This is a genomic window from Vibrio owensii CAIM 1854 = LMG 25443, from assembly GCF_000817815.1.
In the GTDB taxonomy this organism is placed as follows: domain Bacteria; phylum Pseudomonadota; class Gammaproteobacteria; order Enterobacterales; family Vibrionaceae; genus Vibrio; species Vibrio owensii.
Genome location: NZ_JPRD01000024.1, coordinates 1 through 22,929, shown reverse-complemented (window position 1 = coordinate 22,929; position 22,929 = coordinate 1). Strand labels below are relative to the sequence as shown.

13 protein-coding genes, 1 pseudogene and 1 riboswitch are annotated in these 22,929 nt (G+C 45.2%); of the genes and pseudogenes, 6 read left to right on the top strand and 8 right to left on the bottom strand.

From position 1 onward, the window contains the following. Positions 1-9: 9 nt before the first annotated feature. The 6 genes and pseudogenes from mshL to H735_RS14780 all read right to left on the bottom strand — a co-directional run bounded on the left by mshL (position 10) and on the right by H735_RS14780 (position 6,926). Positions 10-1,680, bottom strand: coding sequence for a pilus (MSHA type) biogenesis protein MshL (gene mshL, locus H735_RS14805; RefSeq protein ID WP_027726671.1), 1,671 nt, complete (start codon positions 1,678-1,680; stop codon positions 10-12). Positions 1,681-1,700: 20 nt separating this feature from the next. Next, the gene (locus H735_RS14800; protein ID WP_009707662.1) at positions 1,701-2,030 is read right to left on the bottom strand and encodes a hypothetical protein; all 330 of its coding nucleotides are present in this window, start codon (positions 2,028-2,030) and stop codon (positions 1,701-1,703) included. After that, complete coding sequence (gspM, locus tag H735_RS14795; RefSeq protein WP_009707663.1) at positions 2,023-2,673, bottom strand: type II secretion system protein GspM; 651 nt, start codon at positions 2,671-2,673, stop codon at positions 2,023-2,025. The genes H735_RS14800 and gspM overlap by 8 nt, the downstream gene beginning before the upstream one ends. Continuing rightward, a pseudogene (locus tag H735_RS14790) lies at positions 2,670-4,118 on the bottom strand (MSHA biogenesis protein MshI). Before H735_RS14790 ends, gspM begins: the two are co-directional and overlap by 4 nt. 11 nt (positions 4,119-4,129) lie before the next feature. Beyond that, positions 4,130-6,139, bottom strand: coding sequence for an RNase E specificity factor CsrD (gene csrD / locus H735_RS14785; protein ID WP_020195913.1), 2,010 nt, complete (start codon positions 6,137-6,139; stop codon positions 4,130-4,132). 247 nt (positions 6,140-6,386) lie between these two features. Then, on the bottom strand, positions 6,387-6,926 hold the full coding sequence (locus H735_RS14780) for a single-stranded DNA-binding protein (RefSeq protein WP_005438106.1): 540 nt from the start codon (positions 6,924-6,926) through the stop codon (positions 6,387-6,389). 293 nt (positions 6,927-7,219) lie between these two features. Between H735_RS14780 and H735_RS14775 the strand changes: the two genes are divergently transcribed. From H735_RS14775 to H735_RS14760, 4 genes are all read left to right on the top strand, one after another. After that, on the top strand, positions 7,220-7,864 hold the full coding sequence (locus tag H735_RS14775; protein ID WP_005438104.1) for a LuxR C-terminal-related transcriptional regulator: 645 nt from the start codon (positions 7,220-7,222) through the stop codon (positions 7,862-7,864). Between the two features lie 162 nt (positions 7,865-8,026). After that, positions 8,027-8,899 carry a UTP--glucose-1-phosphate uridylyltransferase GalU gene (galU, locus tag H735_RS14770; protein WP_009707668.1) on the top strand — a complete coding sequence of 291 codons (873 nt, stop codon included), beginning with the start codon at positions 8,027-8,029 and terminating at the stop codon, positions 8,897-8,899. A 138-nt stretch (positions 8,900-9,037) separates the two neighbouring features. Beyond that, positions 9,038-11,860: an excinuclease ABC subunit UvrA gene (gene uvrA / locus H735_RS14765; RefSeq protein ID WP_020195914.1), complete on the top strand. Its 2,823-nt coding sequence runs from the start codon at positions 9,038-9,040 to the stop codon at positions 11,858-11,860. A gap of 67 nt (positions 11,861-11,927) precedes the next feature. Beyond that, complete coding sequence (locus H735_RS14760) at positions 11,928-13,712, top strand: PglL family O-oligosaccharyltransferase (RefSeq protein WP_020195915.1); 1,785 nt, start codon at positions 11,928-11,930, stop codon at positions 13,710-13,712. A 56-nt stretch (positions 13,713-13,768) separates the two neighbouring features. Here H735_RS14760 and H735_RS14755 read toward each other — a convergent pair whose 3' ends face one another. Then, the gene (locus H735_RS14755; RefSeq protein WP_020195916.1) at positions 13,769-14,890 is read right to left on the bottom strand and encodes a pyridoxal-phosphate-dependent aminotransferase family protein; all 1,122 of its coding nucleotides are present in this window, start codon (positions 14,888-14,890) and stop codon (positions 13,769-13,771) included. Positions 14,891-15,113: 223 nt separating this feature from the next. After that, positions 15,114-15,292: riboswitch (Lysine riboswitch) on the top strand. Positions 15,293-15,416: 124 nt separating this feature from the next. Here H735_RS14755 and lysC point away from each other — a divergent pair. Next, positions 15,417-16,769 (top strand): lysine-sensitive aspartokinase 3, encoded by a 1,353-nt coding sequence (gene lysC / locus H735_RS14750; protein WP_020195917.1) that lies wholly within the window; start codon positions 15,417-15,419, stop codon positions 16,767-16,769. 67 nt (positions 16,770-16,836) lie between these two features. Here the strand turns inward: lysC and metH are convergent, their stop codons facing one another. Then, positions 16,837-20,517 (bottom strand): methionine synthase, encoded by a 3,681-nt coding sequence (gene metH / locus H735_RS14745; protein WP_020195918.1) that lies wholly within the window; start codon positions 20,515-20,517, stop codon positions 16,837-16,839. Between the two features lie 189 nt (positions 20,518-20,706). Between metH and H735_RS14740 the strand changes: the two genes are divergently transcribed. Beyond that, positions 20,707-22,032 (top strand): cation:proton antiporter, encoded by a 1,326-nt coding sequence (locus H735_RS14740; protein ID WP_009707674.1) that lies wholly within the window; start codon positions 20,707-20,709, stop codon positions 22,030-22,032. Positions 22,033-22,929: the final 897 nt, after the last annotated feature.

The following is a 22,929-nucleotide window of genomic DNA, read 5'->3' as shown; positions in this document are numbered from 1 at the left end:
TAACGCCGATTACTCAGCGTCAGGGAACCACTCTTGCAACAAGTCACGTGAACGCTCTAGCTCTTTCTGCCATGTGTTCACCCCAACAACGGTTGGTTTCAGCAAAATAACCAGTTCTGTTTTTTGCGATATGTTATTGATGTTACGGAATAAGTTACCAAGCCCTGGTACATCACCGAGGAAAGGCACCTTTGAGACTTGCTCTAGGTTTTGTTGCTTCATCAAGCCGCCGATAACCACCACGTCGCCATCTTTAGCGCGAATAACAGAGTCAGACTCACGAATTGAGCTTTTCGCCAGTGGCAGTTGAATATCTTGGAATTCGCCGCCTAGATTTAATTTCTTAATCTCTTCTTCTACTTCAATTACTGCAGGGTGAACGTGCAGGAACACATTACCTTTATTATCAATTTGCGGAGTGACATCTAGAGAGATACCAGAGAAGAAAGGTGTCAACTCAACTTCAGGAACGGCATTGGAGTTCTCACCGTTACCTGCGTTGCTCGAAAGCTCAGTGACAAAGTACTCATCAGTACCCACTTTGATCACTGACTTCTGGTTGTTTGCTGCTGTAATACGTGGGCTAGAAAGCACATTCAAGTCGCCTTGCGTTGCCATAAAGCTCAATACAGCATCAAAATTGCCATCAGAGATAGTCACATTCGTTTGTCCACCAAGTAGTGAACCGATCGCATCTAGTCCTGGTAATAATGGGATATCAGAGCCATCACCAGGAGAGCCGCCACCCGGGTATGGACGACCAATCGAGATGCTGCCCGAATTACCGATAGAGGCAGATAGATTCGACCAGTTGATACCTTGTTGGTAACCATCACTCAATGTCACTTCCAAGATTTTTGCTTCTAGAATCACTTGGCGTTGCATACGCTCCTGCGATACACCAAGGAACTCACGAACTTCGCGAATTTCATCAGGGAAAGCACGTACTGTGATCACGCCAGCTTGTGGGGTCACAACAACGCTTTGGCCTTTACCTGAGCCAATCAGGTTAGCTACTGCTTGCTGTAGCATTGGCCAGAAATCACTTTCCGTAATAGTTTCAATACGAGTGCCGCCCGTTGAGGTTGTTGAGCTATCACCGTTGTTGTTTGAATCTGAAGAATCAGAATCGTCAGAGCTACCGCCAGAACTTGATGTACCCGCCGAGGTCACAGAGCCAGTTACGATGCTTGTTAGTGAGCGACCAGAACGTTTGAACTGAAGGTAATCCACTGGAATCGTAACGGTACGCATACCAGCTGGGTAGATTTGAATTACTTTACCCGACTTCACCACGTCATAGCCGTACATGTTTTGCACAACATTCAGCACTTCATCCAGCGTCACATCAGAAAGGTTTACGGTGATATTGCCTTGTACCGCAGGGTGGATCGCCACGCTGTATTCGGTGCCTTTAACCAAAGAAGCAAAAAAGCTACGCGCCTCAACCGCGTTGGCTTGGATTCTAAAACGCTTCAATGTTCCTTGTTGAGACGACATGTTTGCGTCTAGGTTTGGCATAAGATCGGCTTCCACTGAAGAAGGAATGTCTTCTAGGGCACGACTGTTTGCTTCATTGATAGATTCATTCAGTGCTTGCTTCACTTCTACTGGATCGCGGTGACCCATAGAACAACCCATTAAGGAAGCAATCACAATTCCTACAACTAATTTGCGCATATCTGATCAGGCTCTGATTATTATTTTTTTACGTTTAAACCAAAAAGCTCTAGCTTCCACTGACGGTTACCACGCTTTAAAGTTACAAATTCACTGTTGATGCTAGCTACTCGGTAGCCATTAAGTTTTGCCCCAGGCTCAACAATACGGTCGTTCAAAATCGCTACACAGGGCGTGTTTGGCTTGCAAACGATGCTATTCAGTGTTGGCAGACGATATTGTTTCGCTTTTGGCTTTGCTTGCTCGGTAGCTGGTTTCGTCCAGCCCAGCGGCGCTGTTGGATCTTGGTTCGCCCAACAGCTGCCCGCAATAGAAACAAGTGCCAATGAGATAATGAGTTTCTTAACCACCAATAAACTCCTCTCGTGAACCTAGGGTGTAGACTTCCAATACAAGTTTTGCTTTTGGATAATCTTCAACTTTGTAGCTGAAGCTTCGCCAGTAATAACTTGCAGGCAAGCTTTCAAGTTTTGTTAGGTAATTAGCAATTGCAAAGTAGTCACCAGTAAGTTCCATACGAACTGGGTGCACGTAGTAACCTGAGTATTGCGACGCTTCTTTATCTTCCGTTATCGGCTCCGCAGGCAATGTCTGAAGTGACAATAAATGAATACCGCTTTGCTGCTCCAATACACTTTCTAACAAGCTCGCCATTTGAGAAGGCGTAATCAAGTGTTCAATAATTTCAGAAAGCTGCATCGATAGGTGCTGACTTTCGGTTAACAATTGAGAAATAGCTTGATCAATCTCAGCGTTCGGATCTTTCTTTAATTGCGCTTGGATGCGTAAGATCTCGATTTCAGTCTGTTGATTGGTCTGTTTTAAGTTACGTAGCTGTTTGTCATTGCTGGTAACTTCATTCAGTTTCGGCTCTAACACCAAGGTAAACAGCAGCATCACGACAGTGACAAGACCACACAAGGCGATCAATACCTTTTCTCGTGCGCTCATCTCATCGAAGCGCTCTTCTAACGAGGACCAGAATTCGTTCATTTCTCTTTGTCTCCACGCGTCTTTAATTCAAAGGTCACAATATTGTCTTCGTTACGACCAATCTTCACATCATCAAATGTACGCCCAACAAGGCTAATTTCATTTTTAAATTGGCTCACCCAATTTGGGACTGAGCTTGGAGAACGAGCCAAGCCTTTGAGATCTAGAGTCGTATTGTCGATACGAATTTCAGACAAAGAAATGTTATTGCTGCCAAGCTTGGCAAGAGATTGCATCACGCCAGAGTAACCGGTTCGTTGTGAATCGTCATATTTTCCGACCGCTTTTAGTGAGTCACGCTTTGCTTTCACCTCACGCTCTAAACGTGCTTTCGCCGCCAACTTGTTGGTATCCGGCTGGTGTTTACGTAACTTAGCTTGTTGGCGTGTAAGCTCTGATTTCATGATATCGCCACGACTTTTAACAATCGCGATTTCATCCTCAACGCCTTGGCTCTGCCAAGTAACATAACCGTAAGACAAGAAAATCAGCGCGGCAGCGACACCCCAAGAGATAGCGACGTTTTTTAACGTCAGCAGGTTCTTCTTCGGCTTTAGAAAATCAGGGTATAGATTGACACGTCGAGCACTTGATGTAGCTAATGCAGTATCCGCCAACACATGACCTGATAGCTCATGCTCTTCTGCTAGCTATGGCGAAACTTTGGTGCTTAAACGATAGTTAAGCGACTCTACCAATTCTTTTTCATCTTCATCATCACAACAAACCTTAAGCTGGTGCAATTGAACATGACGTAATTGAGAAGAGAGATAATCTATCGATCGTTGCAGTTCCAGTGACAAACTGTCCATTTGTAAGTCACTTGAAGGTACACCTGTTAATGGTGGCGTGACGCTACGAATAGAACGGTGGAAAGCAATGGTATGTTCGACAAACGCACTGATACGGAAGTGACCGCGCGCACTGCGTTGTAGAAGTAGGAAGTTGCCTAGCCCACCAGAGGTATCCCCCCAGATATCATCTTCAGGAATGATTGCTTCAAGCGTTAATTGAACTCGGTTTGCAAGCAGTACGATCTTGTCGAGGATTTTGCGCGAAAGCACATAAGCTTGAACTTTATTTGAGTTAGGTAACTCTGCGGCATCGGCAATAATGTCGATAGCACGTTCAGAAATAAGTTCTTTTAACAGAAACGGCAACGCCGACGGCCACTCATTGCGCGGCATCGCAGGCTTATCGATCTGATACATCTGGTAATAGTTGTGAGAAAGCACAACTGCCAACGAGTCGTAAGAACTGGCAGCAACACTGAGTGCTTGCTCACAAGCTCGTTCCCAATTTGATTCTGTGATCTCAAATTTGGATGGTCGACTGCTTTTCGTTGGTGATGATAAATAAACTGCGTCTGGCTGAATGACCAAAAAGCACGTACGACCACCAACCGATGACCGCTTGAGCTTATCGAGTACTGCTTTAAAATCCATGATTATTATCTTTATTTTTTTCGCCAGCGATTTCTGCGTCCCAATTTTACTTGAGATTCAGATTGAGAAATGACCGTTGGTTTGGATCTAGGTAGATACTGCTCTTCTGGAGAGAAATAACGTCCCTGCCCGCCATGAACCCCTAATTCATTCAGGGTGTTCAATTCGTGCTTATTCTCAATTCCCACTGCTATTATTTTTGTTTTACTGTTTGCGGCCGCACCCAACATACTGCGAACAAACAGCTGGTTCTCATGTCTCTGATCGATTTTTGTTACCAAGCTGCGATGAAGCTTAAGGTAACGAATGTCTACTTCTTTTAAATAATGGGTGCTAACGATCGTGCGTCCCGCTTGTCCAATCATGACGTGACATTCTAAACCGGCCAGCATTTTAGCGACTGGTCGCATAAAGTCTAAGTGTCTTACAAATTGTGCTTCCACAAACTCAAAAATGAGACACTTTCTTTGCTCACGTGACAACTGTAAGAGTTCATCACGGAACCATTTGAAGTATTCTCGATGGCCAAAAGGCACAACATGCAGATTAACGACATAACACTTGGAACTATCAAAGCTATGTTTAAAATCTTTTAAGAATTTATGAACAACAGCACGATCCATTTGTGCTTCATAGCCAACTTGTCGAACAGCAGAAATAAAGCGAGACGCTTTAACAATGCCATTTTCCGGATCGCGAATCCGACATGTTAACTCTTCATGTAATGGTTTTTTATGCGCCACATCACTTATTGAATAGGCCGATTGTGCGTAGAGTATCACATTTTCAGATGTGAGTGCTGAATCAAATAGCGTACGCCATCTAACACTACCGCGAGCTTCTTCGTCGTGATTCCACTTCTTAAAACGACTCCAGTTGTTATTATTCTGTAACTGAGCACTACGTAATGCGGTTTCAGCTTCATCAATGATTTGGCTATGACGTTCGCCCTCTTTGTACATGGTGATACCGATATGACACCAGTTGTCAGAATCGAGAGGGTAAGGAGGATGAAGCTTTTCTAATTGACGAATACATTGAGACGCCAAGTTTGCGACATCTTTTGCCGCTTGATGAGGTAAGAACAGGGCAAAATCAGCATTGTAGTAGCGTGAGAACACGACATCGGGATAACGTTGAACTAAGTTTGAAAGCAAACTGCCCACTTCAACAATAAACTCATCACAAGTTTGTTTATCTTGCTCTTCTTCGACAGACTTCCAATCTTGGATACGAATCAGCATCACTGAACCACGAGCACCACTTTCCAACAAAGCAGATTCAAGCTTGCTATCAAACAGCACACGATTTGCAGTACCAGTGAGCTTATCAAGAAAGGTTTGAGTACGAATAAAGGTGTCAAAGCGGCTACGCTCTTGGCGCGCATCTTGAAGCTCTTCGATCAATACATCTAGCGCTTCACTGGCTGTATATGGCCATTCACGCTCATCACCTTTGGCGTATTGTTCGACTCGCCCTGCGAGGATCATGCGTCCACGCTCTTCAAGCATTTCCGAGCCCGCGAGTTGCTCTTTGAGCCATTTAACACCGCGCATTAAACAGAAAATGATCAAAATGACCGCTAGCGTGATCGACCAAAGTGCTTGCATCGAATAACCGTAGCCTAGATACGGAGGAATGGCTTTGAAATAGATAGTGTAATCTTGGTTATGATTAAGCTGATACTCGTGCTCAAACAAAACGGAATTATCCATCTTATGGGAAGTATCTTTGAAGCGATAAACCACAGCATTGTTGGTTGAGAGCGTCATTTCAACAATGTTGCTTGCTTGCAGCATCTTTGGCATCCAACGTTGCATCGAATACGCTGCGTCAGGATCCTCCATCTCCTTATCAACAACTTCTACGATCCCTTCCAAATAATGGTTGAGATACTCTTGTCCTAGTCGTTTGAAAGAGAGGGTGCCACCGACAAACAAGATAAACATTGCGCAAATAACGATCATGGTGACAAAGGCCACCAGCCGCGTGCTTAGCTTAAGAGTTGGGGTATACCTCATGAATACCAAATTCCTTTTCTATTCATCATATACCTTGTTGAAATATTTATACTTGATAAGCGTTCAGTAAACAATCGCATTCGTGTGAATGTGAGAAGCTGAGGCGGAAAGAAACAAAACATCATTCGATATTTGAGCGTTACTGTCTTTTAATTACAAATTGAAATGATTGAACCCACGATATAGGCGCGAAGATAATAAAAAAGCCGCGAAATTCGCGGCCTTTTAAACTCAATACTGAATCGACTTAGAACGGGATATCGTCGTCGAAGTCCATTGGTGGCTCGTTGTATTGCTGCTGTGGTTGCTGAGGAGCCTGTTGTTGTTGCTGAGGAGCATTGTATTGCTGCTGCTGAGCTGGCTGTTGAGGCTGACCCCAACCACCTTGTTGTTGCTGTTGTGGCTGACCACCGCCCATAGGTGCGCCACCTTGAGCACGACCACCAAGCATTTGCATTACGCCGTTGAAGCCTTGAACAACAACTTCTGTTGAGTAACGGTCTTGACCACTTTGGTCTTGCCATTTACGAGTTTGAAGCTGGCCTTCAACGTAAACTTGAGAACCTTTACGTAGGTACTCACCTGCTACTTCAGCAAGTTTGCCGAATAACACAACACGGTGCCATTCTGTTTTCTCACGCTGTTCGCCAGTCCCTTTGTCACGCCATGACTCAGAAGTTGCAATTGTGATGTTTGCTACTGCACCACCATTAGGCATGTAACGAATTTCAGGGTCGTTACCTAGATTCCCCACCAAAATAACTTTGTTAATTCCACGGCTGGCCATGATGTGCTCCGTTTCACTCTGGATCTATATAAAATTTTAGCGCATAAGAATACACGCTTTGATGTTTTGATTAAAGCCTAATCCCCATTGTCTTCTGTGACAACAGTTGGTGGAATCGAAATCTCACTTCAACCTCTAGGCGTAGCATTTTTGATTCGTTTTGCAGACATCGTTTCGCGAACCTTTGAATCTCAACGCATTTCTCCTCCCTTCCTATAGCTCTGAGTGATGATTGATGCCAACGTATCCGCGTTTTCGAACTCAAGAAACTTTACTCAAGGAGATTAAGGCGCGTGAAAAAATCGGCTTATGCGAGAAAACTTTTTCTGATCAGCATGGAAGATGATGCAGCGAAAAAGGTCGAAGCTCTGGAAAAATACACCGACATCAACATCCCTGTCATTTCGACTCAAGCTTTGATGGAAGCCAACCCGAAACACCGCAATAAAATCTTGTTGATCGACTTTAGTGAACACAAGGAACTGGTTCAATCGATCAAAAATCTGCCGTTGATCTGGAAAAATTTTGAAACCGTGGTGTTCAATGTGCCTAAGCGTTTGACTACGGATGAATTGCTGACATTTGGGCAATTGAAAGGCATCTTCTACCAAGATAGTTCTTTAGAACAAATTGGGGAGGGTTTAAAAGAGATCGTAAACGGCCAGAACTGGTTACCTCGCAATGTGACTAGCCAACTCCTGCATTATTATCGCAATGTCATCAGTACCCACACAGCGCCAGCCACCGTCGATTTGACCATTCGTGAACTGCAAGTCTTACGCTGCCTTCAAGCGGGGGCATCGAACAATCAAATGGCGGAAGAGTTGTTCGTTAGTGAGTTCACCATCAAGTCACACCTGTATCAAATTTTTAAGAAGCTCTCAGTAAAAAACCGCGTACAAGCCATTGCTTGGGCTGACCAAAATCTGATGTCATAAAACTAGATGCGCGACACAAATTCACAAAGACATTAGTTGCTCATGCTTCTTTAGGCTCCGATTCTCAGATTTTTTCCTACTTAATTCATGATTCATATGCATCTCTCGTGTTAAAGTGATGCCCAGATTCTTGATTAAAAAATGAGAAAGGATATTCCCCCAATGATTAAAAAATGTCTGTTCCCTGCAGCGGGCTATGGTACGCGCTTCCTCCCTGCGACCAAGTCTATGCCTAAAGAGATGATGCCTGTAGTGAACAAACCACTGATTGAATACGGTGTAGAAGAGGCAATCCAAGCTGGCATGAACGGCATGTGTATTGTGACTGGCCGTGGTAAGCACTCAATCATGGACCACTTCGATAAAAACTACGAATTGGAGCACCAAATCAGCGGTACAAACAAAGAAGAACTGTTGGTTGATATCCGTGAAATCATTGACTCTGCAAACTTCACCTACATCCGCCAGCGTGAGATGAAAGGTCTAGGTCACGCAATCCTAACTGGTCGTGAACTTGTAGGTGACGAACCATTTGCTGTGGTACTGGCTGATGACCTTTGTGTGAATGAACAAGAAGGCGTACTGGCTCAAATGGTAGCGCTCTTCAAACAGTTCCGCTGTTCAATCGTTGCTGTTCAAGAAGTTCCAGAAGAAGAAACCCATAAATACGGCGTAATCTCTGGCGAGATGATCAAAGATGACATCTACCGTGTAGACGACATGGTCGAGAAACCAGAGCAAGGCACGGCGCCAAGCAACCTAGCGATCATTGGTCGTTACATCCTGACTCCAGATATTTTTGAGCTGATCGAAAACACAGAACCAGGTAAAGGCGGCGAAATCCAAATCACAGACGCACTGCTTAAACAAGCAAAAGCGGGCTGTGTATTGGCGTACAAATTCAAAGGTCAGCGTTTCGACTGTGGTAGCGTAGAAGGCTACATCGAAGCAACAAACTACTGCTTCGAAAACCTGTACCTAAAAGACGAAAAGAAGTCTGAGCTAGGCAAACACGCTACGAAGAAAGAAGCGTAACCAACTCAAACTGATTGATGAGAAAGCCCAGCTTAATGCTGGGCTTTTTGTTTACTGTTTTTTTGTCCAGTATTTTCTTTGCACATTTCTCACACTATGTAATACTTGCGTCACTTGGTTATACATAGAGCAAAAACGATGGATAAAATAGAAGTTCGCGGTGCCCGCACCCATAACCTCAAAGACATCAACCTCACTATCCCCCGCGATAAACTAATTGTCATTACTGGTTTGAGTGGTTCTGGTAAGTCCTCTCTCGCATTCGATACTTTGTACGCTGAAGGTCAAAGACGTTACGTAGAATCGCTATCAGCTTACGCACGTCAGTTTTTGTCTCTTATGGAAAAACCAGATGTTGACCACATCGAAGGTTTGTCTCCTGCGATCTCGATTGAGCAGAAATCAACATCACACAACCCACGTTCTACCGTCGGTACCATTACCGAGGTATACGATTACCTGCGTCTACTTTACGCTCGCGTTGGTGAACCTCGTTGTCCGACGCACCATACGCCTCTTGCCGCTCAAACCATCAGCCAGATGGTCGATAAAGTCTTAGAGTTACCAGAAGGCAGCAAAATGATGCTGCTTGCTCCTATCGTGAAAGAACGTAAAGGTGAGCATGTTAAGACTCTAGAGAACCTCGCTGCTCAAGGTTTCATCCGCGCACGTATCGATGGTGAAACTTGTGACCTTTCTGATCCACCGCCGCTAGAGCTACACAAGAAACACACTATTGAAGTCGTTGTGGACCGCTTTAAAGTACGCCCAGATTTGCAGCAACGTTTAGCTGAATCGTTCGAAACCACGCTAGAGCTTTCTGGTGGTATTGCTGTTGTTGCACCAATGGATGGCGACGGCGAAGAAGTGATTTTCTCAGCCAACTTTGCTTGCCCTATTTGTGGCTACAGCATGCAAGAACTTGAGCCTCGTTTGTTCTCGTTCAACAACCCTGCTGGCGCGTGTGGCACTTGTGATGGTTTGGGCGTGCAGCAATACTTTGATCCAAGCCGAGTCATTCAAGATGAAACGCTTAGCTTGGCGCAAGGGGCGATTCGTGGTTGGGATCAAAAGAACTATTACTACTTCCAGATGCTGACAGCGCTGGCGGATCATTACGGCTTCGATCTTCACGCACCGTTTAATTCTCTACCAAAGAAAACCCAGGACATCATTCTTAAAGGATCGGGGCGTACTGAAGTCGAGTTTAAGTACATTAACGATCGTGGTGACATTCGTGTTAAGCGTCATCCTTTTGAAGGGATTCTGAATACACTTGAACGTCGTTACCGCGATACTGAATCTAACTCAGTACGTGAAGAGCTCGCGAAATACATCTCGACCAAGTCTTGCTCAAGCTGTGGCGGTACACGTCTGCGCCTAGAAGCACGTAACGTTTTCATTGCAGATACGACACTACCGGAGATTGTAGAACTCAGCATCGCCGACGCATTGGAATTCTTCCATTCTTTGAAGCTAGAAGGTCAACGCGCCCAAATCGCCGAAAAAGTGATGAAGGAAATCAACGACCGCCTGCAATTCTTGGTTAACGTTGGTTTGAACTACCTCAACTTATCACGCAGCGCGGAAACCTTATCAGGCGGTGAGGCTCAACGTATTCGTTTAGCGAGCCAAATTGGTGCGGGTCTAGTAGGTGTGATGTACGTACTTGATGAGCCATCAATTGGTCTCCACCAGCGTGATAACGAACGTCTATTGAAAACTCTGACACACCTAAGAGATTTAGGTAACACGGTATTAGTGGTTGAGCACGATGAAGATGCGATTCGTTGTGCTGACCACGTGATCGATATCGGTCCAGGTGCCGGTGTACATGGTGGTAACGTGGTCGCTGAAGGTACGATGGAGGAGATCATTGCCAATCCGAACTCACTGACTGGTCAGTACCTCAGTGGTGCGAAAGAGATTGCAGTACCAAAAGAGCGTACACCACGCGATCCAAAGAAAACCGTTGAACTACTTGGCGCGACAGGTAACAACTTAAAGAATGTTGACCTTTCCGTTCCTGTTGGCTTGTTCAGTTGTATTACCGGCGTATCTGGCTCAGGTAAGTCGACTCTGATCAACGATACTTTCTTTAAGATTGCTCATACCCAGTTGAATGGTGCAACAACGGCGCACCCTTCGCCATATAAAGCAATCAAAGGGTTAGAGCACTTCGATAAAGTGATCGACATTGACCAAAGCCCTATCGGTCGAACACCACGTTCAAACCCAGCCACTTACACGGGAATCTTTACTCCGATTCGTGAACTGTTTGCAGGCACGCAAGAGTCGCGCTCTCGTGGTTACAAGCCAGGCCGCTTTAGCTTTAACGTTCGCGGTGGTCGCTGTGAAGCCTGTCAGGGCGATGGCGTAATCAAAGTAGAAATGCACTTCTTACCAGATGTCTACGTTCCTTGTGATGTTTGTAAAGGTAAGCGCTACAACCGCGAAACACTTGAAGTACGTTACAAAGGCAAGACCATTGATGAAGTACTGGAAATGACGGTAGAAGATGCACGTACTTTCTTCGATCCAGTACCAGCGATTGCTCGTAAGCTGCAAACTCTGATGGATGTAGGATTGTCTTACATTCGCTTAGGTCAAGCAGCAACTACACTGTCAGGTGGTGAAGCTCAGCGTGTGAAATTGGCTCGAGAGCTGTCCAAGCGTGATACAGGCAAAACCTTATACATTTTGGATGAACCGACAACCGGTCTGCACTTCCACGATATCCAGCAGTTATTAACTGTACTACACCGTCTGCGCGACCATGGAAATACCGTTGTCGTCATTGAGCACAACCTCGATGTGATTAAGACGGCCGACTGGATTATCGACTTAGGTCCTGAAGGTGGACAAGGCGGCGGTGAAATCATCGCACAAGGAACGCCTGAAGATGTGTCTCAGATCGAAGGTTCGCACACAGCTCGCTTCCTTAAGCCTATGTTGAAGTAGAAAAAACAGGTAAAGTACAAAGACCAGCCAATGCTGGTCTTTTTTCATTCAAAACAACACAATAACTATGGCAACTATACACGTCAGTGGAACTAAGCTTTCTCCAGGGAAAGTCCAAGTTCCTCTTAACCGCAAGTTTCTCATCGCGTTAGCAGCTCTCTTTCTGCTGGCGATGCACTTCTTCATGCCTAATCCGGGTGGCTCTGGACTAGCACTGTCTTTTAATGCGACCACGTGGATTGCGTTCAGCTTTGCACTTGGTATTGGCTGCTACCAACTTGCGACCAATCGTGTATTACGCTACTCCAAATTAACAATTGGCCTGTTGATCAGCTGTATCATCATGACGCTGCCTATCTTCTACCCCAATGCGGATAGTGCGCTTGCTGCAAATAAGCTGATTGGCCTGTGGTGCGGCATGTTGTTCTTCATCGTGCTGCAGCAATTCCATTTCAGTAACAAGCATCGTCAGCGCTTATTATGGTTTATTGTGCTTGCCGTCGTTATCGAAGCGATTTTCGGTTTAACGCAATATCTTTACCTTAAACCAGGGAACGTATTTGGATATGACACAGTCTCGAACCGCCCTTATGGCATCTTCCAACAACCCAATGTCATGGCGAACTTCCTTGCGACTGGTTTAGTTATCGCAAGTTACCTGCTTGTCCGTCAACCTTATAAATACTCTCGTAAACTTAGCGATATCTATCTGCTTTATGCTGTGCCAGTACTGACTCTACCGTTAATTGTCGCCTTGGCATCTCGAACGGGATGGCTTACTTCTATCATCGCAATCCTACTAGTCATTCCGTATATGTACCGCTTCGCAACCAAAGCAAGATTCGTACGTTGGGCGCTCGCAATGGCAACAGGATTAGCCTTATCTATTGTGATCATGCAGATCGCCTTTCCCGATGGAAGCGGTTTAGCCAGCGAAAAGGTGAACATGGAGTCAGCACGTGCTTACACCTTCCCTCAAACCTTAGATATGGTGATTGAGAAGCCATTCACTGGTTATGGTTACGGCAAGTTTGAGTCAGAATACATACTTTACACGGCACGACAGCATGCACTTAATGAAAGCTATCCTGCGGGCTTGCCATCTATGGACCACCCGCACAATGAATTGTTGTACTGGGCGGTAGAAGGCGGATTGTTGCCAATTCTGGGTATATTTTTGGCAATGGCGCTAGTGCTATATCGCATCTACCAAGCCAAACGCGGTACTCGCTTAGCACTGCTGGCTCTGTTTATACCAATCGTGCTGCACTCACAATTAGAATACCCCTTCTATCATTCCTTGGTGCATTGGCTGATCTTTGTGATTCTGCTTTATTGGGTCGACCAACGAGTGTCTCGTTACCGCCAAGCACCGTTTAGCAAAGTAACCAAAAGTTTATTGCGAGTGTGTAGCCTAGTCACTCCAGCAGTGTTTACTTTCTATATGGTTAGCGCATTGCACACTAATTATGTCTTAACCAAGTTTGAAACTACACGCCCAACCAATCCGGATATCTTGAATCAAGTGACAAACCCTGTGGTTTGGAAAGATCGTTTCGACTGGGATGTATACAGTACTTTCTTAAACATTGGCTTATACAAGCAAGACCCAACCTTGATTCAGCCTTACATTGATTGGTCATTGGACATCATTAAAGACAAGCCACGCCCGGCGTTTTACAACAACTTGATACTGGCATATCAAGGGTTAGATGACACAAGCAAGGCAGAACAAATTCGTGCAGAGGCACAGTTCTTGTTCCCTAAAATTGATTTCAGTGGCGTCAACTATCAACCACCTTCTCAAACCATATCTGCCTCACCAGCACCGACTTCAGGTGCTGAGCAATAAATACAAAAAAGCGAAGGAATAACCTTCGCTTTTCTTTACCTCATTACCGAGTCGATTTATTCAGTCAGTGACTCTTCTAAAGCTCGCAAACACAAAGCTACATTTTCAGGTCGAGCACCATAGCCCATCAAACCAATTCGCCATGCTTTACCAGCCAGTGCACCAAGACCGGCACCAATCTCTAGATTGTAGGTTTCAAGTAAGTGATTACGCACTTTTGCTTCATCAATTCCTTCCGGGACATAAATCGCATTCAATTGTGGTAGTCGATACTCTTCTTCTACCACAAATTCAAAACCTAGTTTTTGTAAACCGGCTTTAAGCTTCTCATGCATTAACTGGTGACGTGCCCACGCATTTTCTAAACCTTCATTCTTAAGAATAAGTAGAGCTTCATGCAGCGCATACAAACTGTTCACGGGCGCAGTGTGGTGATAGCTACGTTTACCTTGTCCACTCCAATAACCCAACACTAGACTTTGATCCAAGAACCAGCTTTGAACCGGTGTCGTTCTTGATTGAATCTTCTCAATAGCTGACGGAGAAAGCGTCACAGGCGATAAACCTGGAACACACGAAAGACATTTTTGGCTGCCCGAATACACTGCGTCTAACTGCCACTCGTCAACTTTAAGAGGTACACCACCAAGCGAGGTCACAGCATCAACAATCGATAACAGACCGTATTGCTTCGCGAGTAGACCCAGAGCTTGAGCATCACTTACCGCCCCCGTCGATGTTTCAGCATGAACAAAAGCAAGAATCTTAGCATCAGGGTGCTGCTTTAACGCTTCTTCAACTTTATCGACCGATACAGGGGTTCCCCATTCATCATCGACGACAACCGTTTCACCACCAGCACGAACCACGTTTTCACGCATACGCTCACCGAAAACACCATTGCGGCAGACGATGACCTTGTCGCCTTTTTCTATCAGGTTAACGAAGCACGTTTCCATACCCGCACTGCCCGGTGCCGAAACTGCGATAGTAAATTCATTTTCCGTTTGGAAAGCGTATTTAAGCAGCTGTTTTAGCTCATCCATCATGGCAATGAAAAGCGGGTCTAAGTGACCAACTGTTGGACGGCTAAGCGCTTGTAAAACCTGAGGGGAAATATCAGATGGACCAGGTCCCATCAAAATACGGTGTGGGGGAATAAAGCTTTGGATCGGCATGTCAGCTCCTTGATTGCAGTCATTCATCCTGAGCGTTATAAAAGTTCTATTCAAAAGGTTGGCTCAGGTATCGAAGTTTTCACCCTAATAGATTTTTCCTCTATCGGCAATTAGCCCTAAGTATAGAGGTCAAACCACTGTCACAAATTCGTTAATAAAAACTTTCATTCTGGTTGAGATATTGGTTGACAATGTGACAGCAAAACCGTTCAATGTTTAAGCTTTATGCAGAAGAGGAGCACTGCCCAGGCAGGTGATTTGTGGAGCCGCAATTCCAATACCAATCACTCAGGGGGAGTAGTGCCGAGGTAAGTCAAAGTTGCAGGATTTGACTTGTCGGTTGACTTGGGTTGAATCCCATCAACTGTCATCAGCGCCGTATGATGAAGAGCTTCTGAGGGTAAATTTTCAAATTACATTCTAACTACCTCTCTATTTGCTCTGTTCCTTTCCTCACCAAACATTGGATGTATTAGGCAACCTATTAATTTGTTATTATTTTTTCAGGAAGTCGTGGGAGAACGCAGTGAGCGCATTTAACGTAGCAAAATTCGGTGGAACCAGTGTTGCCAACTTTGAGGCAATGAGTCGTTGCTCCACTATCATAGAAAACAACCCAAATACTCGCCTTGTGGTTAGCAGCGCTTGCTCAGGTGTCACTAACCTATTGGTTGAACTGGCAAATGGTGTTCAAGACCAAGAACATCGTGCGGAAGTACTTCAGAAACTAGCAGGTATCCACCAATCAATTCTGTCGCAACTTGAGGATGCAACCGAAGCTGCGGCAGAGGTTTATTCGATTCTTGATACCGTCACCAGTTTGGCAGAGGCCGCTTCAATCCAAGCAAGCACTAAACTGACCGATCATTTAGTCGCTTGTGGTGAATTAATGTCGACTCACATCCTTGCCCAACTAATGCGAGAGCGTGGTGTGAACGCAGTTCGTTTTGATATTCGCGACGTGCTAAAAACCGATGGAAACTTTGGTCGAGCTGAACCTAATGTCGAGTCCATTTCACAACTAGCACAAGAAAAGTTAGTCCCACTTTGCCAAGAATACGTGGTTATCACCCAAGGTTTTATTGGTTCAGATGAAGAAGGTAATACCACTACGCTTGGCCGTGGCGGCAGTGACTACAGTGCAGCACTCATTGCAGAAGGCGTGAAAGCTGCAGGTCTAGAGATTTGGACCGACGTTCCGGGCATCTACACCACTGATCCACGTATCGCCTCAAAAGCAGCGCCAATTCCAGAGATCAGCTTTAGCGAAGCATCAGAGATGGCAAACTTTGGCGCAAAGATCCTGCACCCTTCAACATTGGTTCCTGCTCTTCGTCACGACATTCCGGTATTTGTTGGGTCATCTAAAGAGCCGGAAAAAGGCGGCACATGGATTCGCCATCAAGTAGAGAGTTCGCCTTTATTCCGAGCACTTGCTCTTCGCTGCAACCAAACCATGGTGACATTACGCAGTGCTAACATGTTCCACGCGTACGGCTTCTTAGCGAAAGTATTTGAGATCCTAGCGAAGCACAAAATCTCTGTTGATCTGATCACCACATCTGAAATCAGTGTGTCACTCACTCTTGATCAAACAGACACATCTGGCGGTGCACCTCAATTGCCACAAGCAGCGCGTGAAGAGCTTGAAGAGCTATGTAAGGTAGAGGTGGAACACGATCTATGCCTCGTCGCTCTGATTGGTAACAACATGAGTGAAAGCAAAGGCTACGCGAAGCAAGTATTTGGCACGCTAGAAGACTTCAACCTACGTATGATCTGTTACGGTGCAAGCCCACATAACCTGTGCTTCCTTGTTCACGAGTCCGTATCTCGCCAAGCAATCCAAAAATTGCACACCGAGTTGTTTGAGCAATAAAAATACTTTCAATCACTAATAAACAAGGGCTGCACATGGCAGCCCTTTTCGTTTCTATATAGCTTGGTTAACCGTTAATGTTGGGACCTAACCATTTTTCCGCTTCGATCCTATCCCAACCTTTACGATCAGTATAGCTTTGCAACTGATCCTCTTGGATCTGAGCGATCGCAAAGTAACGAGAGTCAGGGTGCGAGAAGTACCAACCCGAAACGGATGCTCCTGGGTACATCGCATAGCTCGATGTCAGTGACATTCCAATGTTTTCTTCAACATTCATAAGCTCCCAAAGCGGTCCTTTCTCAGTATGCTCTGGACATGCTGGATAGCCGGGAGCAGGACGAATACCTTGGTATTTCTCACGAATCAGCTCTTCATTCGATAGCTCTTCATCCGCAGCGTAACCCCAAATCTCTTTGCGCACGCGCTCATGTAGATACTCAGCAAATGCTTCCGCCAGACGGTCCGCTACCGCTTGAATCATGATGGCATTGTAATCATCACCCTGCGCTTTGTATTCGTCGGCAAGTTCACGCTCACCGATACCACCAGTTACAGCAAAAGCACCAACCCAATCGAGCTTACCAGACTCTTTCGGGGCAACATAATCCGACAGGCAGTAGTTGAAGCCTTTTGGTTTCTCCGTCTGCTGGCGTAAGTTATGCAGGACTTTCGCCACTTCTGTACGCGATTCGTCGGTGTAGACTTCGATATCATCACCCACGCTTGCTGCAGGGAACAGACCACACATGCCACGCGCTTTGAGTAACCCTTCACGCTCAACACGATCTAGTAGTTCGTTAGCATCTTTGTACAGGCGTTGAGCCTCTTCACCCACTTCTTCATGGTCAAAGATTGTTGGATACTTGCCGACTAACGACCAAGTCATAAAGAAAGGCGTCCAGTCGATGTACTTACGCAAAGTAGATACTTCAAAGTCATCAAAGATATGAATGCCCGGCTTCACAGGGGTAGGAGGCGTGTACTTATCCCAATCAATCGCGACTTTGTTCGCTCGTGCTTCTTCTAAAGTAACAGGCTTAGTGCGCGGCTTCTTACGGTTATGCTGATCACGTACGCGCTCATAGTCCGCATCCAGTTTTTCAACAAAGCCAGGACGAAGCTCATTTGATAACAGTGATGTACATACACCGACCGCACGAGAAGCGTTATTGACGTAAACCACAGGATGTTTGTAGTTCTGCTCAATCTTAACTGCCGTATGCGCTTTGGATGTTGTTGCACCACCAATCAGAAGTGGAAGATCGAAATCAAGACGCTCCATTTCTTTCGCGACATGAACCATTTCATCGAGAGACGGTGTGATCAAACCAGAAAGACCAATAATGTCGACGTTTTCTTCTTTGGCTACCTTGAGGATCTTCTCACATGGCACCATGACGCCAAGATCGATGATCTCGTAGTTGTTACATTGTAGAACCACGCCAACAATGTTCTTACCGATATCGTGCACGTCACCTTTTACCGTAGCCAACAAAATCTTACCGTTGGAAGAGCCCGCTTGCTTCTCTTTATTAATAAAAGGCTCTAAGTGCGCTACTGCCTGCTTCATAACACGCGCTGATTTCACTACCTGAGGAAGGAACATCTTACCTTCACCAAATAAGTCACCCACCACGTTCATGCCATCCATCAATGGACCTTCAATGACTTCAAGTGGCTTAGAGGCATTAAGGCGAGCTTCTTCGGTATCTTCGACGATGAACTCAGTAATGCCTTTAACCAGCGCATGCTCTAGACGTTTTTCTACCGCCCAAGTACGCCACTCTAGTGCAGAAGCATCTTCTTCTTTGCCGACACCCTTTCCGGCGTATTCTGCCGCGATATCAAGTAGTCGCTCGGTCGAATCATCACGGCGGTTAAGAACCACATCTTCTACTGCTTCACGCAGTTTGTCTGGAACGTTATCGTAGATCTCTAATTGACCCGCGTTCACGATGCCCATGTCCATACCGTTTTTAAAACAGTGGTATAGGAACACCGCATGAATCGCTTCACGAACGTAGTTATTACCGCGGAATGAGAAGGAAACGTTAGACACACCACCGGAGATCATCGCGTGAGGTAAGTCGCGCTTGATGTCTGCAACCGCTTCAATGAAATCCACGGCGTAGTTGTTGTGCTCTTCGATACCCGTCGCAACTGCAAAGATGTTCGGGTCAAAGATGATGTCTTCTGGTGGGAAGCCGACTTCATCAACCAAGATACGGTAAGCGTTAGTACAGATTTCTAGCTTACGTTCACGTGTTTCTGCCTGACCAACTTCGTCAAACGCCATAACGATAACTGCGGCACCGTATCGACGAATCAACTTTGCTTGCTCAACAAACTTCTCTTTACCTTCTTTCAAAGAGATGGAGTTTACGATGCCCTTGCCCTGAATACACTTCAGACCCGCCTCGATCACCTCCCATTTAGAAGAGTCGACCATGATAGGCACTTTGGAGATCTCAGGCTCAGATGCGCATAGGTTTAGGAAGCGAACCATACAAGCTTCTGCATCCAACATGCCTTCATCCATGTTGATGTCGATGATCTGAGCTCCGTTCTCAACTTGTTGTCGGGCAACCTCTAGTGCTTCATCATAGAGTTCTTCTTTGATCAAACGTTTAAATCGAGCAGAACCAGTAACGTTAGTACGCTCACCTACGTTAATAAACAGCGTCTCTTTTTCAATAGTAAGAGGCTCAAGACCGGATAAACGACAAGCAACCGTAAGCTTAGGCAAATCACGAGGTTTCACACCTTCAACTGCCATTGCCATATGGCGAATATGCTCTGGCGTGGTACCACAACAACCACCAATTAGGTTGAGGAAACCACTCTCCGCCCACTCTTTAACGTGTTCCGCCATATCTTCTGGCGAAAGGTCATATTCACCAAATGCATTCGGTAGACCCGCATTTGGGTGAGTAGAAACAAAAGATTCCGAGATACGAGAAAGCTCTTCTACGTACGGGCGCAGTTCATCAGGACCAAGCGCACAGTTCAAACCAAATGAAATAGGGTTAACATGACGAAGAGAGTTATAGAAGGCTTCCGTAGTTTGACCTGAGAGGGTGCGTCCAGAAGCATCGGTAATGGTACCGGAGATCATAACTGGCAACTCGATACCTAATTCTTCGAAGACGCTATCAACTGCGAAGGCACAAGCTTTAGCATTAAGTGTATCGAAAATGGTCTCGATCAGAATAAGGTCAGAGCCACCTTTGATCAGCGCTCGAGTTGATTCTGAATAAGCTTCAACAAGCTCATCGAAGCTGACGTTACGATAGCCCGGATCGTTTACATCAGGGGAGATAGAACAAGTACGGTTTGTTGGACCAAGCACACCCGCAACATAACGTGGGCGCTCTGGCGTTTTTGCCGTCCACTCATCAGCGGCTTCACGCGCAAGCTTTGCAGCGGCAAAGTTGATTTCCTCACTCAGGCTTTCCATCTCATAGTCAGCCATCGCAATCGTCGTCGCGTTAAAGGTGTTGGTTTCAAGAATATCAGCGCCTGCTTCTAAGTAAGCGCTGTGAATTTCCTTAATCAATTGAGGCTGAGTGAGCACCAACAAATCGTTGTTGCCTTTTAGATCACAATGCCAATCCGCAAAGCGCTCTCCTCGATAGTCTTGCTCTTCAAGTTTATATCCCTGAATCATGGTGCCCATACCACCATCGATCAGCAAGATACGTTGCTTTAATTGAGCTTCAATCTGTTGTCTTACATTACTTCCCACAGTACAGCCTCATTCCTTTAGTTATCTCTCCATCCTATCACACAAATTAAAGGAGTCTAGACGTCTAAAATACGAATTACTGATTATTTTGTCTCCGTCGAGTTACAAAATAATCTCGAAAAAATGTTTGCTATTTAGTCAACATCGTCCGAGAATTCCATTCATAAAATGTTACAAATAGAGAGCTCTATGTCGGTCTATCATACTTTATGTTTTCTATCTGCAGCGGCAATGGTTATTGCCTTTGTAAACAGTAAGATAGGAAAGATGCAAACCACCATCGCAATCACTGCCGGTTCGATGATTCTTTCACTCCTCATTCTAATCGCAGGTCAAAATGATTGGTTTCATCTCACCGAGATAGCGACCGAAACTGTTACCAGCATTAACTTCGAGGATTTTCTTCTTAAAGGTATCCTCGGATTCCTACTTTTTGCCGGTGGTTTGGGTATCAAACTCCCTAACCTCAAAGATCAAAAATGGGAAATCACCGTACTCGCTTTAGGTGCAACACTCTTCTCAACCTTCTTTATCGGTTTTGTACTTTACGGCTTCTGCCAAGTTATCGGCATTCAATTTGACCTCGTCTACTGTCTGCTCTTCGGTGCGCTTATCTCCCCAACCGACCCGATTGCAGTACTCGCCATTGTTAAAAAGCTTAATGCACCAAAACGAATCTCCACACAGATCGAAGGTGAATCTCTGTTTAACGACGGCTTTGGTCTGGTAATTTTCGTAACACTATTCACCATCGCCTTCGGTACTGAAGCTCCTACCGTTGGCAGTGTAACACTTCTATTTGTTCAAGAAGCGATTGGTGGCATCGTTTATGGCTTCGTACTAGGTCTTATTTTCCACTACTTAATCAGCGCCACTGATGACCACTCAATGGAGCTATTGCTTACTATTGGTGTGCCAACCGCTGGTTACGCATTTGCTGAATACCTTCATGTATCTGGACCACTTGCGATGGTGGTATCGGGTATTATGATTGGCAACTGGACGCGTTTTATCGGTTTCTCTAAAGAGAGTGAAGATCACCTAGACCATTTCTGGGAACTGGTCGATGAGTTCTTAAATGGCGTGCTATTCCTTCTTATCGGTATGTCGATGCTACTGTTCGAATTCCACAAAGAAGACTGGATCATGATGGCAATTTCAGTACCACTAGTGCTGGCTGCTCGCTATCTAAGTGTGTTCATTTCTTACATCGGATTTAAGCGCTATAGAAAATATAATCCTTGGTCTATTAAGATCTTAACTTGGGGTGGCTTGCGCGGCGGCCTCGCTCTAGCTATGGCACTATCAATCCCATCGGGTATCTTGGTTATTCCAGAGAAATTGATTGATGTGAAAGAGATCATCATGGTGATGACCTACTCGGTGGTTGTGTTCTCAATCCTGATTCAAGGCTCCACCATTACGCCAATGATCGAGAAAGCGAAACAAGCCGAGAAAGAAATGGAAGCAGAAGGCTCAGTTGAACCACAAGAAGCAAAAGCTTCTCAAGAGTAAGTACTTCTACAATTATCAAACTAGGTAGCCACTTGGCTGCCTTTTTTTATGCCTAAAATCTAGTGTATCTAAAGCCAAAACAATAAACTAAAACCTATTTCCCTACCTCTAGTAACTTCATACAGCGCTTCTTAATCCATAATCATGTAACACTAAGAGAAGAGTCGACAGTAGCTTGCTACATTGGAAAGAAGAAGTTCTCCCTCCCATACTATAAAAACAACGCCAAGGCTGAACTGTTAAGGAATGATGAAATATAGGGGGTCTTCAGACTGAGGCCTACTTTATAGGAATAAGTGAAGACGAGACTAGCTAAAGCTATGGAGCTCATCGACTCCAACATCAAAATCATTACTGTATTCTAAATGAATTAATAGGTCCGAAACGTAGATTACATGCTAACTAAGCTTTATTAGAGAATTAACAAGCCCATAGATACGAAAAGTCCAAGGCGCTCTTTCACTTCGTTATTTTGTGTTTTTCTGAATAAGAGAAATTAAATCGGAAACACCTGAAGGAGCACTCGACTAAGAGAACACCTTTTGGAGATCTGCTCCCTAAAAGGGAACGTCATTGTGCTCTAGAGACGACAATGCCAAGTCCAAAGACTACGTTTCTAAATAAGTAGCGGAGTGGTGATGATGCCGAGTCTAGGCTTACGTTCAATTGGACTCGCACACGAGCGGGACTCGTTGGTCGCAGACCAAAGTATAATATCGTAATACGAAAAGACCTCAGCATTTCCACTAAGGTCTGGAATAAGCGGCAAACCGGCGGGGACGCCTAGTTCGGGCTTGCGTTCAAGCGGGACTCATTCCCTGAAAGGGAACATTTTTGAGCTTTAAAACGACAAAACCCAGTCCGAAGACTGGGTTTTTAAATAAGTGGCGGAGCGGA